The organism is Actinoallomurus bryophytorum (assembly GCF_006716425.1).
In the GTDB taxonomy this organism is placed as follows: domain Bacteria; phylum Actinomycetota; class Actinomycetes; order Streptosporangiales; family Streptosporangiaceae; genus Actinoallomurus; species Actinoallomurus bryophytorum.
Map to the genome: position 1 here is coordinate 66699 of NZ_VFOZ01000001.1, position 16992 is coordinate 83690.

16 protein-coding genes are annotated in these 16992 nt (G+C 71.2%); 7 read left to right on the forward strand and 9 right to left on the reverse strand.

The features are described 5' to 3' along the window. Window positions 1–191: 191 nt before the first annotated feature. From FB559_RS00310 to FB559_RS00320, 3 genes are all read right to left on the reverse strand, one after another. Window positions 192–473, reverse strand: a complete 282-nt coding sequence (locus FB559_RS00310; protein ID WP_221639844.1) for a helix-turn-helix domain-containing protein — start codon at window positions 471–473, stop codon at window positions 192–194. Further along, window positions 473–964 (reverse strand): DUF2975 domain-containing protein, encoded by a 492-nt coding sequence (locus FB559_RS00315; RefSeq protein ID WP_141952018.1) that lies wholly within the window; start codon window positions 962–964, stop codon window positions 473–475. The genes FB559_RS00310 and FB559_RS00315 overlap by 1 nt, the downstream gene beginning before the upstream one ends. Window positions 965–1209: 245 nt before the next feature. Next, window positions 1210–1848, reverse strand: a complete 639-nt coding sequence (locus FB559_RS00320) for an NAD(P)-dependent oxidoreductase (protein WP_141952020.1) — start codon at window positions 1846–1848, stop codon at window positions 1210–1212. A gap of 98 nt (window positions 1849–1946) precedes the next feature. On the opposite strand from FB559_RS00320, the gene FB559_RS00325 reads away from it, so the two are divergent. Continuing rightward, a complete protein-coding gene (locus tag FB559_RS00325; RefSeq protein WP_141952022.1) occupies window positions 1947–2531 on the forward strand; it encodes a TetR/AcrR family transcriptional regulator in 585 nt (194 codons plus the stop codon). Window positions 2532–2559: 28 nt separating this feature from the next. Here FB559_RS00325 and FB559_RS00330 read toward each other — a convergent pair whose 3' ends face one another. Beyond that, window positions 2560–3198 carry an SRPBCC family protein gene (locus FB559_RS00330; protein WP_141952024.1) on the reverse strand — a complete coding sequence of 213 codons (639 nt, stop codon included), beginning with the start codon at window positions 3196–3198 and terminating at the stop codon, window positions 2560–2562. Between the two features lie 273 nt (window positions 3199–3471). Here FB559_RS00330 and FB559_RS00335 point away from each other — a divergent pair, with 273 nt between their 5' ends. The 6 genes from FB559_RS00335 (at window position 3472) to FB559_RS00360 (ending at window position 9862) form a co-directional block, all read left to right on the forward strand. After that, window positions 3472–4293 (forward strand): polysaccharide deacetylase family protein, encoded by an 822-nt coding sequence (locus FB559_RS00335; protein ID WP_141952027.1) that lies wholly within the window; start codon window positions 3472–3474, stop codon window positions 4291–4293. 289 nt (window positions 4294–4582) lie between these two features. Continuing rightward, window positions 4583–5371, forward strand: a complete 789-nt coding sequence (locus FB559_RS00340; RefSeq protein WP_141952029.1) for a hypothetical protein — start codon at window positions 4583–4585, stop codon at window positions 5369–5371. 313 nt (window positions 5372–5684) lie between these two features. Next, window positions 5685–6539 carry a hypothetical protein gene (locus FB559_RS00345; RefSeq protein WP_141952031.1) on the forward strand — a complete coding sequence of 285 codons (855 nt, stop codon included), beginning with the start codon at window positions 5685–5687 and terminating at the stop codon, window positions 6537–6539. Between the two features lie 124 nt (window positions 6540–6663). Then, complete coding sequence (locus tag FB559_RS00350; protein WP_141952033.1) at window positions 6664–7281, forward strand: acyl-CoA-like ligand-binding transcription factor; 618 nt, start codon at window positions 6664–6666, stop codon at window positions 7279–7281. A 63-nt stretch (window positions 7282–7344) separates the two neighbouring features. Continuing rightward, window positions 7345–8841, forward strand: a complete 1497-nt coding sequence (locus tag FB559_RS00355; protein ID WP_141952035.1) for an FAD-dependent monooxygenase — start codon at window positions 7345–7347, stop codon at window positions 8839–8841. An 82-nt stretch (window positions 8842–8923) separates the two neighbouring features. Then, a complete protein-coding gene (locus FB559_RS00360) occupies window positions 8924–9862 on the forward strand; it encodes a MerR family transcriptional regulator (protein WP_141952038.1) in 939 nt (312 codons plus the stop codon). Window positions 9863–9913: 51 nt separating this feature from the next. On the opposite strand, the gene cutA is transcribed toward FB559_RS00360, so the two are convergent. The 5 genes from cutA to FB559_RS00385 all read right to left on the reverse strand — a co-directional run bounded on the left by cutA (window position 9914) and on the right by FB559_RS00385 (window position 16883). Continuing rightward, the gene (gene cutA / locus FB559_RS00365; RefSeq protein ID WP_141961410.1) at window positions 9914–12316 is read right to left on the reverse strand and encodes an aerobic carbon-monoxide dehydrogenase large subunit; all 2403 of its coding nucleotides are present in this window, start codon (window positions 12314–12316) and stop codon (window positions 9914–9916) included. 76 nt (window positions 12317–12392) lie between these two features. Then, window positions 12393–12896 carry a (2Fe-2S)-binding protein gene (locus FB559_RS00370; protein ID WP_185791984.1) on the reverse strand — a complete coding sequence of 168 codons (504 nt, stop codon included), beginning with the start codon at window positions 12894–12896 and terminating at the stop codon, window positions 12393–12395. A gap of 10 nt (window positions 12897–12906) precedes the next feature. After that, entirely contained in the window at window positions 12907–13770 is an 864-nt protein-coding gene (locus FB559_RS00375; RefSeq protein ID WP_141952040.1) for an FAD binding domain-containing protein, read from the reverse strand. Window positions 13771–13777: 7 nt separating this feature from the next. Beyond that, window positions 13778–15178 (reverse strand): uracil-xanthine permease family protein, encoded by a 1401-nt coding sequence (locus FB559_RS00380; protein WP_141952042.1) that lies wholly within the window; start codon window positions 15176–15178, stop codon window positions 13778–13780. Between the two features lie 97 nt (window positions 15179–15275). After that, window positions 15276–16883, reverse strand: a complete 1608-nt coding sequence (locus tag FB559_RS00385) for a PucR family transcriptional regulator (protein WP_141952044.1) — start codon at window positions 16881–16883, stop codon at window positions 15276–15278. Window positions 16884–16992 lie beyond the last annotated feature (109 nt).

Here is a 16992-nt window from a genome sequence, read left to right on the forward strand (position 1 = left end):
TCGTGCGGGTCTCACGTCGTGTCGGTCCTACGTACGTGCGCCACTCGGCATGCCCGCGGGTGGCGCACGTACCGGACCAGCCGGAGGATCTCCCCCGTCGCCCGTCCGGACGGCTGATCACGGCCGGTCCTGCTCGACGCGGCGGCCGTGGTGGTGCTCGTCGCCGATGTCCGCAGCCGGATCCCGTGAGATCAAGCGTCCAGGGTCCGTCTTCCGCCTCGGCCCTGGCCTCCGTTGCCGACGGCCGATGTCTCCCCGTCCGCGGCGTCCTCGGCCTCGAAGCGCAGCAGGTCTCCCGGCTGGCAGTCGAGCGCCTCGCAGAGCGCGGCGAGTGTCGCGAAGCGCACCGCCTTGGCGCGGCCGTTCTTGAGTACCGCCAGGTTGGCGGGGGTGATCCCGACGCGGTCCGCGAGTTCGCCCACGGACAGCTTCCGCTTCGCCAGCATCACGTCGATGTCGACGATGATCGGCATCAGATCACCTCGTCCAGCTCGGCCTGCATCTGCGCCGCTTCGACGTCGCGCGCGACGGCCTGGGCGAGCAGCATCCGCAGCACGAGCACGATGAGCGCGCCCCCGAGCACCGCCATGCCGATCCCGCCCATGATGACGGTTATGCCGGGATTGTCCTGATGGTGCGGCGCAAGGAGAGCCGTGAGCGCGAACCACAGGAGGGCGGCCGCCGTGATCGCGCCGATCACGACGTCCACGTACCGGAAGGCGGCGTGGGAGAACACGGTTCCGCGTCGCACCATCGTCACCAGCCGCCATACGCAGACCACCACGACCTGGGCCGTCACGACGCCCAGGATCACGATCACCCGGAGCGGGGTCAGCGGGAGCGACCCGTCCTCCGGGTCGGTCCCGCTGACCAGCGTCCACCCCAGCACCGCCTGGACGAACACCGTGCTGGCGAGCACCACTACGAGCACGGCGCGCAGCGCACGAACCGTCAGCTTTCCCATCACCCCTCCTTCGATCGACTTACGATTAAAATCTATCGAAAGTCGATAGATAGGACAAGAGGGTAGCCGTGGACGGACACCGCCGCAGCGATGCCGATCGCGGGGTGCGTCGATGGACGTGGGCCGGCGTGGCAGGCCGGCCGGGTGAATGCCGGGCCGGGTGTATGCCGGGCCGGATGGATGCCGGGCCGGGCGAATGCCAGGGCCGGATGGATGCCGGGGCCGGATCCCCTGGAGTCAGGCGTCTAGTAGGCGATCGACACGTGGTGGCGCACCACGGAGTCGTCGGCGAGCAGTCCCAGCAGGCCGGCGGCCAGGTCGGCGCGGGAGATCGTCCGGCCACCGCGCAGGCCGATGTCGGTCGCCGTGCGGTACCGGCCGGTCGCCTGCTTGTCGGTGAGCCGCGGCGGCCGGACGATCGTCCAGTCCAGGCCACTGGCCCGGACCTCGTCCTCGCAGCGTCGCTTGTCCGCGAAACCGTGCTTGAGCAGCGGCTGCAGGATCATCGGCTTGACGACGTGGCGGACGAACACTCCGTCTCCCCTGTCGGCGGCCAGTCCGGCCGCGCTGACCACGAGCAGCCGCCGTACGCCCGTCTTGCCCATCGCCTCGACGATGGCGCGGGTGCCGTCCTCGCAGATCGTCGTCGGCCCGCCACCGCGGTGGCCGAGCGAGGACAGGACCGCGTCGGCACCTTCGACGGCGGACGCGATCGCGACCGAATCCGTGGCGTCCGCGGTGACGACCCGCAGCCGCTCGTGCGCGGGAACCCCGAGGCGTGCCGGGTCCCGTACGACCGCGGTCACGTCGTCGCCCTCCTCCAGCGCCTGCCGCACGACCTCAGTGCCCGTGCCGCCCGTCGCCCCGAAAACCGTGAGTCTCATACCGGCCCGCCTTCCCTGGTTAGTGAGCACTCACTAACCATACTACGGCCTAGAGCGCCGCTATCCTGCGATGCGCCGGCACCCGACCGAGGAGACCGATGGAGACGCGCGACCGCATCCTCGACGCTGCCGCGGAACTCATGCGGACGCGCGGCATCGTCCGCACCACGACCAAGGAGATCGCCAAGGCGGCCGGCTTCTCCGAGGCGACGCTCTACAAGCACTTCCGCGACAAGGAGGAGCTCCTCCTGCGCGTCCTGGGCGAGCGGATGCCGGGCTTCGCCCGGGTGGAGGTCACACCGGGCGAGGGCCGGGTCGAGGACAACGTCTGGCGGCTGATGCGCGGCGCGCTGGACTTCTACCGCGAGACGTTCCCCATGATGGGACCCCTCCTGTCCGAACCGCGGCTGATGGCCGCCCACCACGAGCGCATCAACGAGTACGGCGCCGGGCCGCGGAAGGCCGTCGACCGGACCGCCGCCTACTTCCGCGCCGAACTCGACCTCGGGCGGCTCCCCGCCGGCACCGATCCGGACGCGGCCGCCGCCCTGGTGGCCGGTGTCTGCTTCCAGCAGGCGTTCTTCGGCTACTTCGCCGAGGGCGCCGAAGCACGGCCCGTGCCGGACGAGACCGTCACCGCCCTGGCCCGTACTCTCACCCAGGGCCTCCTCACCCCGGCCTGACCCGCCCACGCGGTCACGGCGAAGGGCTTCAGCCGCGCGGGGATCGGCGGGCGATGGCCCAGCCGAGGGCGACGCCCGCGAGCGCTACGAGGCCGCCCACGCCGAACGCCGAGGCCATCGCCCAGGCGTCCGAGGGCGAACCCGGCGGCGCGGCGACGGGCACGGCCGCAACGGGTACGGCCGGTGCGCCGGGGACCGTGGAGACGACCGCCGCCACGGGGGCCGGAGCGGGGCGGATGATCGCACTCTCCACCGCGGAGAAGAACTCCCCCGCCGTCCTCTTCCCGACACTCGCCAGCATGCGCTGGCCGACGCCGCCGATCATGCCGCCCACGGTGGCGTCCGCGTCGTAGTCGACCCTGGTGCCCCCGTCGGCCTCGGACAGGCGGACCCGTACGGTGGCGTCGATCGTGCCCGGCGCGCCCTGGCCACGCGCGCGGAGGGTGAAGGCGTGCGGCGGCTCCGGGTCGGACAGCGCCACCTGCCCTGCGTACGTCCCCTTGATCGAGGCCACCCCGGCCCTGATCGTCATGGCGTACGTGTCGGGGGCCACCTCGTCCAGGCGTTCGCAGCCCGGGATCGTCCGGGCCAGCACGGCAGGATCCTGCAGAGCCTTCCACACGTCCGGGACGGGTGCGGCGACGTTGACGCTGCCGTTGACCTTCATCGGCGACCTCCTGTGAGCCCCGAGACTAGAAAACCCCGGAGGCCGGGCGAATGGCAACATCTGCCGAGCACCCGGGCCGACCTTTGTCAGGCGCATTCCCTGCGCCCGGCCGATCCACGTCCAACGGCCCTGCTCAAAGACCCGCTCGGCATAAGTCGCGGAATATCAAAGCATCCATGGAATCATGACCGGCGGGAGCCAAATCCAGACAACTTTGGACCAGTCTGCCACTTGGGGGGCCATCCGATGGCGCTTCGGCCACCGGCGCGAACCATGACCGCGACCGCCTGCACCCTGCTCGCCGCGAGCGGCCTGACCGCGTGTCACCACACCACGGACCCGCGGTCGGCGGCCGGTACGCCCACGGCCTCCAGGTCCGGCGGGCACGCGCGATCGCGGCGCCCGGCCGGGCGCCGCAGCGCCGGACCGCCGGCCACCAGGCGACCGGGCGGGAACACGGCCACGACGGCGCAGGTGACGCGGACGGTGGAGCCGTCCGGCCCGCTCCCTCCGGTGCTCAGCCGCATCCCGGTGCACGGAAAGATCGTGTTCATCACCATCGACGACGGCTGGGGGGAGAAGGACCCCGCGTTCGTCCGGCTGATCCGCGAACGCCGCGTTCCCGTGACGCTGTTCCTCACGGACCTGGCCATCAGGAAGGACTACGGCTACTTCCGCGGGCTGCAGCGGGCGGGCGCGCTCATCGAGGACCACACGATGACCCATCCGTACCTGCCCAAACTGTCCTACGCGCGGCAGAAGGAGCAGATCTGCGCCTCGGCCGACATCTACGCCAGTCAGTACGGCTCGCGGCCGACGCTGTTCCGCGCCCCGTACGGCGCGACCGGGCGCGACACGCTGAGGGCCGCGCGGGACTGCGGGATGAAGGCCGTGTTCTTCTGGCGCGAGGTCGTCACCGGCGGCCGGATCGCGTATCAGACCTCCGGCCGGCTGCACCCGGGCGACATTCTGCTCGTGCACTTCAACCCGAACATGACGGCCGATTTCAAGCGCCTGTTGCACACCGTGGAGAAACAGGGTTTCAAGCCGGGCGCCATCAGGAAGTACCTGCCCGCACGCTATTTCCGCCAGTGACCCTCGTTTGACCCCGGCGGCCTCCGCGGAAAGCGGCCGCAAAGGCTGATCGATTTTTGGAGATACGCGAACGGCGCCGCCGTGTGATCTCCCCCGCCCATGTTCTTCTGCTTCCAGCGAACGACAGGACAGGTCTGTCCGTCGATCTGAAACGCATCCAATTCAGGCTGAGGGCGGTCTAATGGGCTCATTTTCGAGGGTAACGGGCGGTGCAGGGGCCGCCCTACTCGCGGGAGGAACGCTGATCACGGCTTCCCCGGCGCAGTCGATGGCGAGCGGACCACGCGTCGTGAGAGTTCCGTGCAGTGCGGCCGCTCTCGCCGCGTCGATCACGACGGCCAACACCATCCCAGCGGTGCTCCGGCTCCGGGCGAACTGCACCTACAGCATCACGACCCCCACGACCGCGGCCACCGGCCTGCCCGCCATCACCGGAGACGTCACCCTGACCGGCGGCCCAGGGACGACGATCCGCCGCGACCCGGCCGCGCCCACCATCTTCCGCATCCTGGACGTCGCCGCGGGCGGCACACTCCGCGTGACCCGGATCACCATCGCGAACGGGGTCACCGCCGGCCTCGGTGGCGGCATCCAGAACGCCGGCACGCTCGTGCTCCGCCAGACGACACTGACAGGGAACAGAGCCGGAAACGGCGGTGCCGTCGCCAACAACGCGGCCGCCACGGCGACGATCTCCCGCACCCTGCTCACCGCGAACACCACCACCGGCGTCGGGGGCGGCGGACTGATCAATTCGAGCACGCTGACGGTGATCGACTCGATCATCTCGGCGAACGTCGCACCGATCAACGGCGGCGGCGTGAACACTCAGTCCGCGGGCACCACCCGGCTCATCCAGACCACCCTCGACCACAACACGTCGGGCGGCCTCGGCGGCGGACTCTCCAACCTCGGCACCACCTCACTGGACCGCACCCTGGTCAGCGCCAACCGCGGATCCAGCGGCGGCGGAATCGCGAGCGGCAACACCAACGTCACACTCGTCCGGTCGATCGTGCGGAACAACATCCCCGACAACTGCAACCCGCTCAACACCATCCCGGGCTGCGTCGGCTGACCGGGCACGACGGCGGAACGACATACTCCGGCCGTGAGGCAAGGAGACCGGTTTCCGAACGCGGAGCCGGCAGGGTGTGCGGGCACGGTATTTCCGCCGGCGCACCGGCGACCCCTGCGAAAAGCCGCCGCAAAGGCTGATCGATTTTTGGAGATATGCGAACGGCCGCCGCCGTGTGATCCCCTCGCACGTGTTCTTCTGCTTCCGGCGAAACGGCGGGGCGTTCCGTCCGTCGCGCTTTACGCATCTGATTCCGGCTGAGGGCAGTCTAATGGGTTCATTCTCGAAGGTAACGGGAGGTGCGGGGGCCGCCGTGCTCGCGGGGACAACGCTGATCATGGCGTTCCCGGCGCAGTCGATGGCGAGCGGGCCACGCGTGGTGAAGGTTCCGTGCAGTGCGGCCGCTCTCGCCGCGTCGATCACGACGGCCAACACCATCCCGTCGGTGCTCCGGCTCAGGGCGAACTGCACCTACAGCATCACTACCCCCACGACCGTGGCCACCGGCCTGCCGGCCATCACCGGGAACGTCACCCTGACCGGCGGCCCGGGGACGACGATCCGCCGCGACCCGGCCGTGCCCACCATCTTCCGCATCCTGGACGTCGTCGCGGGCGGCACACTCCGTGTAACCGGGATCGCCATCGCGAACGGGGCCAGCGCCGGTCTCGGCGGCGGCATCCAGAACGCCGGCACGCTCGTGCTCCGCCGCGTCACGATGTCGGGGAACCGCGCCGGAAACGGCGGCGGGGTCTCCAATGCCGCGACCGGCACGGCGACGATCTCACGCAGCCTGCTCAACGCGAACACCACGACCAGCGTCGGGGGCGGCGGACTGATCAATTTCGGCACGCTGACGGTGACCGGCTCGATCATCTCGGCGAACGTCGCACCGATCAACGGCGGCGGCCTGAACACTCAGCCCGGGGGTATCAGCCGGCTCGTCCGGACCACCCTCGACCACAACACGTCGGGCGGCCTCGGCGGCGGACTCTCCAATCTGGGTACCACCTCGCTGGACCGCACCCTGGTCAGCGCCAACCGCGGATCCAGCGGCGGCGGAATCGCGAGCGGCAACACCAACGTCACACTCGTCCGGTCGATCGTGCGGAACAACATCCCCGACAACTGCAACCCGCTCAACACCATCCCGGGCTGCGTCGGCTGACCAGAGGCGGCGGAGCTCGGTACCGCCATGGCCGAGCGCCCGGACGACGACCTGGCCCACCTGCTATAAAGATGCGGGCCCCGCAATATTGCGGGGCCCGCATCTTTATGCGTACAGTCGGGGTATGACCACGTCGCGCGCTCCCGGACATCGGGAGCGCAAGAAGCAGCAGACCCGTGAGGCGCTCAGCTGGGCCGCGCTGCGGCTCTCGGTCGAGCGCGGTTTCGGCAACGTCCTGGTCGAGGACATCGCCGCCGATGCCGGCGTCTCGCCGCGCACCTTCAACAACTACTTCTCCAGCAAGGCCGAGGCCATCGTCTGGCGCCAGCTCGACCGCCTCCGCCGTATCGCCGAGCTGCTGCGAGAGCGGCCGCCGGGCGAACCCCTCTGGGAGGCCATCACCGCCGTGGTCACGCTGACCTTCGACCACGGCGACTCGCTCCCGGACGAGCGGTGGACCACGGGCGTACGGCTCGTCCTCGGCGAGATGGATCTCCAGGGAGAGCTGGTGAAGGGCGGTGCGGCGATCGAGCGGGACTGCGCCGCCGCGATCGCCGAACGGACCGGGACCGACGCGGACCACGACCTGTACCCGCTGCTGGTGGCCGCGGCCGTGAGCGCCGCCATCCGGGTCTCCAGCGAGCAGTGGCTGCGCACCGACCCGCCGGTCCCGCTGTCCACGCTGCTGCGCGACGCCCTTGGCCGGCTCGCGGCCGGCCTGCCCGTCCCCGACGCCGGATAGTCCCCGCGAACAACGGCCCCGCCGCGGGGCCATCTCGCCATGCCCGAACGACGGAGGAACCCCATGACGACCGATGTCGCCATCATCGGCAGCGGCCCCAACGGCCTGCTGCTCGCCTGCGAACTCGCCCTGGCCGGCGTACGCCCCGTAGTGCTCGAACGGCTGAGGGGAGGCGCCGAGATGCCCAAGGCCAACGGACTGGTCGGCCGCGTCGTCCAGGCTCTGGACTACCGCGGCCTGTACGAGCGGCTCAGCGGTGCGGACCGACCCCCGACGCCGATGCCGGGCTTCCAGTTCGGCGCGCTGCCGCTGGCGCTGTCCGCGCTGGAGGACAACCCGATGTACGTGCTCCCCATCCCCCAGCGGCGGCTGGAGGAGCTCCTCGAACAGCGTGCGAACGAGCTGGGCGTGGAGATCCGGCGCGGCCATGAGCTGCGCACGCTGCGCCAGACCGCCGACCAGGTGGTCGCCGAGGTCGACGGTCCGGACGGACGCTACGAGCTGGCGGCCCGCTTCCTCGTCGGCGCCGACGGCGGGCGCAGCACCGTGCGCAAGCAGTGCGGGATCGACTTTCCCGGGATCACCGACCGCGGCTTCGTGAGCCGCAACGGGCAGGTCGTCATCGATCCTCCCTTCGCCGTCGCCGGGACCGGCGAGCTGGAGGTGCCCGGCCACGGAAGGCTCCGGCCCGGGACGTTCACCCGCACCGAGCACGGCATGTTCGCGTTCGGCATGTTCCAGCCCGGCCTCTACCGGGTGAGCGCCATCGAGTGGGCTCCGACGCCGCTGGAGGACAGCACGTCCATGCCGCTGGAGGAGCTGCGGGAGGCCGTGGGCCGGGTACTCGGCGCCGACCTGCCGATGCGCGAGCCGGACGAGCCCGCGGCGATGCGCAGGGCCACCGGCACCAACTCCCGGCAGGCCGAGCACTACCGGCAGGGACGGGTGTTCCTCGTCGGCGACGCCGCCCACGTGCACTCCGGGATCGGCGGTCCCGGCCTGAACCTCGGCATGCAGGACGTGCTCAACCTCGGCTGGAAGCTGGCCGCCACGATCAACGGCTGGGCTCCGGAGGGCCTGCTCGGCACCTACGAGAGCGAGCGGCACCCGGCGGGCGCGCGCGTCATCATGCACACCCGCGCTCAGCTGGCCCTGACCTCGCCGGGCCCGAACATCACCGCGGTGCGCGAACTGTTCGGCGAGCTGCTTACCGACACCGGCAACATCCGCCGCATCGCCGAGCTCATGTCCGGCGCGGACGTCCGTTACGGCGACGGCTCCGGGCACCCGATGACCGGCCGCTGGATGCCGGACCTCCCCCTGAGCACGGAGACCGGCCCCACCAGGGTCGCCGAACTGCTGCGCGGCGGCCGGCCCCTGCTCCTCACCGCGACGGGCGGCACCATGAAGGCCTGGACCGACCGCGTGGACGTGATCGTCACCGCCGACGCCCCCGCCGAGACCGTCCTGATCCGCCCGGACGGCTACGTGGCCTGGGCGGGCGCTGACGGCGACGGGCTGGAGGACGCCCTGCGCACCTGGTTCGGCGCGCCCGCCTGACCGCCGGCCGGCCTCCTGACGTGTGAGCGCTACCGGCGTACGGGCTTGAAGCTCCTGTTAGGGGAGGCGAGAGGGTGGGGACATGGACGGCGACACGCTCTACTCGATCGGTGATCTGGCCCGGCGGACCGGACTGACGGTCAAGGCCATTCGGTTCTACTCCGACCGCGGAATCGTGCCGCCGGCCGACCGCAGCCCGGCCGGTCACCGCCTCTACGGCATCGACGCCGTCGCGCGCCTGGACCTCGTACGGACCCTGCGGGACCTGGGACTGGACCTCGCCACGATCCGAAAGGTCGTGGACCGGGAGATCTCGCTTCCCGACGTCGCGCGGGCGCATGCCGAAGCACTGGCGGTGCGGATCCGGACGCTGCGCCTGCGGCACGCGGTGCTGACGGCGGTGGCCGAGCGCGGGTCCACCCCGGAGGAGATGGATCTCATGCACAAGCTGGCCAGGCTTTCGGAGGACGAGCGTCGGCGTCTGATCGGCGATTTCCTCGACACCGCCTTCGGCGGCCTGGACGCGGACGCCGGATTCGCGGGCATCAGGCGCTCGATGACGCCCGAGCTGCCCAGCGATCCCGGGCCCGGGCAGGTCGAGGCGTGGGTGGAGCTGGCCGAACTCTCCCAGGACCCGGATTTTCGCGCCGGCATGCGGCGCGTGGCCGAGCACCACGCGGCCGAGCGTGCCCAGGGCGACACCACGGCCCCGCGCCGCGACCCTGCCGCGATGGTCCGTGACCAGGTCGGCCCGGCCCTGGTGGCCGGCATCGAGCCGATCTCGCCTCAGGCCGACGCGATCGTCGCGGCGGTCACGGCCCAGTACGCGCGCGTCTTGGGCCGCCCCGACGACGTCGGCCTTCGGCGCCGGCTGTCGATCCGCCTGGAGAGCGCGAACGACCCTCGCCGGGAGCGGTACCTTCGGCTGCTCGCAGTGATCAACGGCTGGCCGGCCCCGGAAAGCCTGGCGCCGGCGCTCGACTGGTTCGTGGCGGCCTTGCGCGCCCGTACACCCGCGTAGCGGTCCGGTCCCGCCGCGACCTGGCCGCCGGCCGTAGCGGGGCGGGGCGGCTCAGGACGTCGCGCCGGAACGGGCGCGGTTGGTCGGCTCGGCCGTGCCCGCCGCGGCGTCCAGACGCAGGTGGTACAGCTCCGATGGGGAGATCGGCATCCGCGAGATGCGGATGCCCTCCGCGTCCTCGATCGCGGCGGCGATGACCGCCGAGACCGGGATGACGCCGGCCTCACCGGCGCCCTTGATGCCGAGCGGGTTCAGCGGTGACGCCGTCTCCATGTGGCCGGTCTCGATACGGGGGATCTCAGTGGCGTACGGCATGAGGAAGTCCATGAACGATGCGTTGAGCAGCTGTCCCTCGGTGTCGTAGACCATCCGTTCGTACAGCGCGCCGCCGACGCCCTGCGCCACTCCCCCGTGGATCTGCCCCTCCACGATCCTGGGGTTGATGAGCCTCCCGCAGTCGTGCAGCACGGCGTACCGCAGGATGCGCACCTCGGCGGTGTCCGGGTCGGTCTCCACGATCGCGGCGTGCATCCCGGAGGCGAAGGTCGAGCGCAGTGGCGAGTAGTAGTCCTTGCCCTCCAGGCCGGGCTCACCGGTCAGCGGTGGCGCGTCGGCCGAGCCGCCCACGACGAACTGGGTCGCCTGCTTGGCCGCTTCGTCGAAGGCGTACCTGAGCGGGTTGGACAGCACCGCGACCGTGCGCAGCGGGATCGAGGCCGTCGCGTCGCCCTTGACCCGCACGACTCCCTCGACGATCTCCAGGTCCCTCGGGTCCGCCTCCAGCGCCTCCCCGGCGATGCGCAGGGCCTTCTCGCGCACCTTGCGGGTGGCCAGCGCGATGGCGTTGCCGCTCATGACCGCCGCGCGTGAGGCGAAGGTGCCGACCGCGTAGCCGAACCTGCGCGTGTCCCCGGTCGTCACGATCACGTCCTCGATGGGCACGCCGAGCTCGGACGCGGCGATCTGCGCGAACACCGTCTGGTGGCCCTGCCCCTGTGAGGTCAGCCCGGTGGAGACGTGCACTCTCCCGCTGGAGTCGACCTCGACGTGGCCGCCCTCGTACGGGCCGACGCCGGTGCCCTCGACGTAACAGGCGAGCCCGATGCCGAGGCGCCGGCCCTCCCGCTTCGCGTCGGCGCGCAGCGCCGCGAAGCCGTCCCAGTCGATCAGCTCCTTGATGCGGCGCAGCATCTCCGGGTAGTCGCCGGAGTCATAGATCAGCGGCCGGCCGTCCTGGAAGATCAGCCCCTGGTCGTAGGGGAACTCCTCGGGCCTGATCAGGTTGACCTCGCGTACGGCGGCCCGGTCGAGGCCGAGCTCGTCGGCGATCCGGTCCATCGTCCGCTCCATGCAGAACGCCGCCTGCGGCCGGCCGGCGCCGCGGTACGGCGTGACGATGACGGTGTTGGTGTAGAGGCTGGTGAACTCCACCCGGTACGCGCCGGGCTTGTAGGGCCCCAGCAGCTGCGTCGAGGTGATGATCGGCACGATGATGCCGTACGGGGTGTAGGCGCCGTGGTCGTGCTGGATCGTCACGTCCAGGCCGAGGAGCCGTCCGTCGTCGTCGAAGCCGACCCGTACGTGCTGCACCTGGCCGCGTTCGTGCGCGGAGGAGATGAAGTGCTCGCGCCGGTCCTCGGTCCACTTGACCTCGCGGTCGATGAGCCGCGCCGCCCAGGGCACCAGGACCTCCTCTGGCCACGGATGCACGATCTTGACGCCGAAGCCGCCGCCGACGTCCGGCGCGATCACCTCGACCTTGTTCGCGGCCAGGCCGAGCTTGGCGGCGATCGCCATCCGGACACTCGTGGAGGTCTGGGTCGAGGAGTACACGCGCAGCGACTCGTCGCCGGCGTCCCAGCGCGCGTAGACACCGCGCCCCTCCAGCGGCATCGAGGCGCTCCGCTCGATGTCGAGCCGGAACTCCAGGACGTGGGGCGCGGCCGAGATCGCGGCGGGCGCGTCGCCGACCTCCTGGAGAAGACGCGCGCCGACGTTGCCGGGCACGTCCTCGTGAACGAGCCGCCCGCCGTCCGCCGCCTTCTCGATCCCCACGACCGGAGGCAGCGGCTCGTACGTCACCTGGACCCGCTCGGCGGCGTCCTCGGCGAGGTAACGGTCGCGGGCCACCACCATGACGATGGGCTCGCCGACGTGCCGGACGACCTCCCGCGCGAGCGGGTAGGCGGTGCGCCCGTGGGTGAGCGCCGGGTGCGGGATCAGCAGCGGCAGCGGCTCCCCGACGCGGCCCGGCAGGTCCTCCCAGGTGTAGATGGCGACGAGGCCGTCCACCTCGAGCGCGTCGTCCACGTCGATGCCGGTGATCCGCGCGTGCGCGTGCGGGGACCGGACGAACGCGGCGGCGAGCGCGTCGCGGCCGAAATCGTCGACGTACCGGCCCTGGCCGGTGATCAGGCGCGGGTCCTCACGGCGGACGATCGGCTCACCGAACATCGAGGTCAAAGGGACCTCCTTCGTCGGGGAAGATGACCACCGGGCACCGCGCCTTCGGTTCCCTCGCTCCGCTTCGTCACCGGTCCGCCTCCGGAGCTTCCTCGGCGATGATGTCCGCGGCGCGGTGCACCGCCTTGATGATGTTCTGGTACCCCGTGCACCGGCACAGGTTGCCGGAGATCCCCTCGAGGACCTCCTCGTCGCTCGGGCGCGGGTTGTCGCGCAGAAGCGCGGTCACCGTGCAGAGAAAGCCCGGCGTGCAGAAGCCGCACTGCAGGCCGTGGCTGTCCTGGAACGCCCGCTGCACCGGTGACAGGCCGCCCGCGTGACCGGCGGCGAGGCCCTCCACGGTGGTGATCTCGTGACCGGACGCGGTGACGGCGAACATCAGGCAGGAGCGGACCGGGTCGCCGTCGAACAGCACCGTGCAGCAGCCGCAGACGCCGTGCTCACAGCCCACATGGGTGCCGGTCAGGCCCAGGTCGTGGCGGAGGAAATCCGACAGGAGCCGCCGCGGCTCCGCCGAGGCGGTCCGCGGCACCCCGTTGACGATGAGACCGATCTCGCGGGCGCCGGTCATGGTCGTTGCCTCACAAAGCCTCCTGGGCGGCGGCTCGCAGCGTCCGCTCGGTGAGGACACCGGCGAGGTGGCGCCGGTAGTCGGCGCTCGCGTGGATGTCCTCGTCGGTGTCGATGTGGTCCCGCGCGTACGCCGCGGCGGCGGCCCAGTCGCAGGTGACCGGCGGCCGGTGCCCCAGGACCCCGGTCAGGTCCAGGACGAGCGGGGTAGCCGCCACGCTGAGGTAGCCCACCCTGGCCGAGCACACCCTCTGGTCGTCGTCCAGCGTGACGACCGCCGCCGCCCCGGCCATGGCGTAGTCCCCGTGCCGCCTGGCGACCTCGGCGAACGCGGTGCCGGTACGCGCGGGCAGCGCCGGGAAGAACGCCCCGGCCGCCAGCTCGCCCGGCCGCAGGGACGACTCCAGCGGCCCGGCGAAGAACTCCGCGGCCGGGATCGTCCGCCGCCCGCCCGACGACACCGCCTCGACCGTGCCCTCCAGGACGGCGAGCACGGCGGGCAGCTCGGCCGCCGGGTCGGCGTGCGCGAGGCTGCCGACGACCGTGCCCCGGTTGCGTACGACCGGGTGGGCGACCTGCCTCAGGGCCGCTCGCAGCAGCGGTTGCGCGTCCGCGGCCTCGGCGGAGTGCTCGACCCGCGTGTGCCGGGCCAGGGCGCCGACGCGTACACCCTCCCGCGTGACCTCGAGAGTGTCCAGCGAGGCCACGCGGTTGATGTCGACCAGGTGGCCCGGGGCGGCCAGCCGCATGTTCAGCAGCGGGATGAGGCTCTGCCCGCCGGCCAGGACCTTGGCGTCCTCGGCCGTGCGTGCGAGGACCTCCAGGGCCTCCTCCAGGGTCTCCGGCGCGTGGTGTTCGAAGGCAGGCGGCTTCACGAGAGGCTCACTCCGCGCCCTCCGTGGCCGCCCGGCCGGGTGCGTCGGCGACGGTGTCGCGTTCGCCCGGCGCGATGATCCCGCCTCCGCCGTCGCGCGGGGACCGCTGGGCGGCGGCCAGGGCGTGGTAGCCGACCAGGACCGCGATCGTGCCGAGCGCGATGCCCTGCAGCGGGAAGTCATCGGTGATCTTGAGGGTGACGTTGCCGATGGCGAGGATGATGCCCGCGGCCACCGGTACGAGGTTGACCGGATCGCCGAAGTCCACGCGGTTCTCGATCCAGATCTTGGCGCCCAGCAGGCCGATCATGCCGTACAGGACCACGGTGATGCCGCCGAGCACCCCGCCGGGGGTCGCGGCCACCAGCGCGCCGAACTTCGGGCACAGGCCGAACAGGATCGCCACGACGGCCGCCACGAAGTACGCGGCGGTCGAGTAGATCCTCGTCGCGGCCATGACGCCGATGTTCTCGGCGTACGTGGTCGTCGGGGAGCCGCCGACCGCGCTGGCCAGGACCGTTCCGACGCCGTCCGCGGCGATGGCCCGGCCGAGGTAGGGGTCCAGGTCCGTCTCGGTCATCGCGGCGACCGCCTTGACGTGCCCGGTGTTCTCCGCGATCAGCGCGATGACGGCGGGCAGCGCGACCAGGATGGCCGAGGTCTTGAAGTCGGGGCCGTGCAGGTGCGGGAAGCCGAACCAGTCGGCCGCCTTGACGCTGTCGAAGTTCACCCGGAAATGCGTGCCCATCTTCCCGGCGCCGTCCACAGCGGTGATCTTGCCCGCGGTCTTGTCGAGCACCCACGACAGCGCGTACCCGAAGACCAGGCCGAGCAGGATGGCGATGCGGGCCCAGAAGCCGCGCAGCAATACCGCGCAGAACACCACGAAGGCCAGCGTGGCGAGCGCCACCCACTGGTCCTGGGGCCAGTAGACGTTCGCGACGACCGGCGCGAGGTTGAAGCCGATCAGCATGACGACCGCGCCGGTGACGACCGGCGGGAAGATCCGGTGGATGACCCCGGCGCCCAGGAAGTGGATGATCACACCGACGATGCCCAGCACGAGACCGGCGATCAGAATCGCGCCGGTGACGTTGGCGGTCGAGCCGCCCGCCATGCGGATCGAGGCGACGGCACCGACGAACGAGGCGCTGGTGCCCAGGTAGCTCGGCACCTTTCCGTTCACGATCAGCAGGAACAGGATCGTCGCGATGCCCGACATCATGATCGCGAGGTTCGGGTCCAGCCCCATCACGACCGGGAAGACGAACGTCGCGCCGAACATCGCGACGACGTGCTGGGCGCCGATGCCGACGGTCCTCCCCCACGAGAGCCGCTCGCCGGGTCCTACCACCTCGCCCGGCGCGAGACCGCGGCCGTCGCCGTGCAGTTTCCATCCGATCGCCATGGCGGCCCTCCAGGATGTAGTTGCGGGCACGCTAGATCCGCGCCTCCCTGTGGACATCGTCGGAAACTGCCAAAGCGCGACAGTGGTGGTTGTGGTCTTAGATACCCCGCATGCGCAGTACGTGAAGCGCGAGGGTGAGGTTGAGGCGGAGGTGCGCGTCCTCGGTGAACGGGCCGAGCAGGCGTTCGAGCTTGCCGATCCGGTACCGCAGCGTGTTGTAGTGAAAATGCAGCCGCCGCGCCGTCTCGGCGACGTTGAGGTTGGTCTCCAGGAGTACCTGCAGCGTACGCCGCAGGTCGACGGCCTCCGCGTCGCCGTCTCCGGCGAGCTCGCCGAGGGTCTCCCCGACGAAGGCGTGCAGTTCGGCGGTGTCGTTGACCAGGCTCAGCAGCCGGAACACCCCGAGCTGGTCGAAGTGGGCGACCGCCCCGTCGCCGTGGAGCTGGCGGCCCACGTGCACCGCCTTGACCGCCTGGTCGTAGGCGGACGGCAGCTCGCCGGGCACCGCCGCCGTCCGGCTCACGCCCACTGAGAACGTGCGGCCCGCGTCGGCGAAGACGGCGGTGGCGTCCTTGGCGAGCGCGGCGACGTCGCAGGCGTCCGCGCCGAGCACGGCGACCACCTCGTGGGAGAAGCCCGCGACCGCGCCCCTGCGGTCGCGGCGGCGCACCGCCGAGGTCAGCGCGGCGGTCAGCCGGTCCTGGAGCACGCGCTCGTCCGGTACGCCGGCGGGCGCGCGATCCAGCTCCACGACGACCACGATGACGGGCCGGCCGAGGTCCCAGCCGAAGCTCGCGCTGTGCGCGACGACGTGCTCGTCGTCGCCGCCGGGACGTCCGGTGAGCACGTCGCGGAGGAAGTCCGCGCGGTACTTGCTCTCCACCGCCGACACGGCCTGCTGCTTGGTGATGACGAGCGCGGCGACGGTGGCGGCGCGCTCCAGCATGCCGACCTCGGGCGCGGACTCGCCCACCGCGGCCATCCGGCCGTAGGTGTATCCGCCGGCCACCACGGGGACGACCGTGCGGTCGCCGTGCGCGCCGTACTCCTCCAGGCCCGGGTCGGCGGCGCGCAGCGCTGCCAGGTATCGCTCGCCGCCCGAGGCGACCAGCTCCCGGCCGTCGGAGTCGATCACCGCGACGGCGGCGCCGAGCAGGGCCGCGACCTCGTCGGTGATCTCCTGCAGGCCGCCGCCGCACAGCACGATCTGCACGAGCGCCCGGTGGACCTCCTCGGTGCGCGCGAGGATCGCGGCCTGCCGGTTGAGGATGTCGGTCAGCACCTGGTTGAGGATGTCGTCGAAGCCGACGTCGTTGGCCAGCAGGATCAGGGGGAAGCCCAGGCGGTCGGCCTGCTCGATCATCTCGACGGGCAGGCCGTCCAGGTAGCGGCCCAGCTTGATGGCGATCGCCGCCAGACCGCGCTCGTCCAGGTCGGCCACGAGGTGCCCGAGGGACTGGGGGGTGTTACGCAGCGGGTATCCCGTGGTGAGGAGCAGCTCGTGCGGCTTCACCCAGCCCAGGATGTCCGGCACCTCCATCACGTTGAGGCGCTGGACGACCCGGCCGAGCCCGCTCTCGCCCGCGATCACCCGGGCCCCGGAGAGCGCGGGCACTCCGAGCACCTCACCGACAGAAAGCCCGTACGTCAGTGTTCCGGTGCTCGCGAGGCGCAGTGTGGGGGGTAGGGGTTCGGTGAAGGACATCGGTGCCCGATCTGCCGCAGTTGACCACCTATGCGCGAACAACCATGACAACAGACACGAACGATGGCAACCATCCTTGGCAGAATTATCCATACGGCGGGGCCCAGGC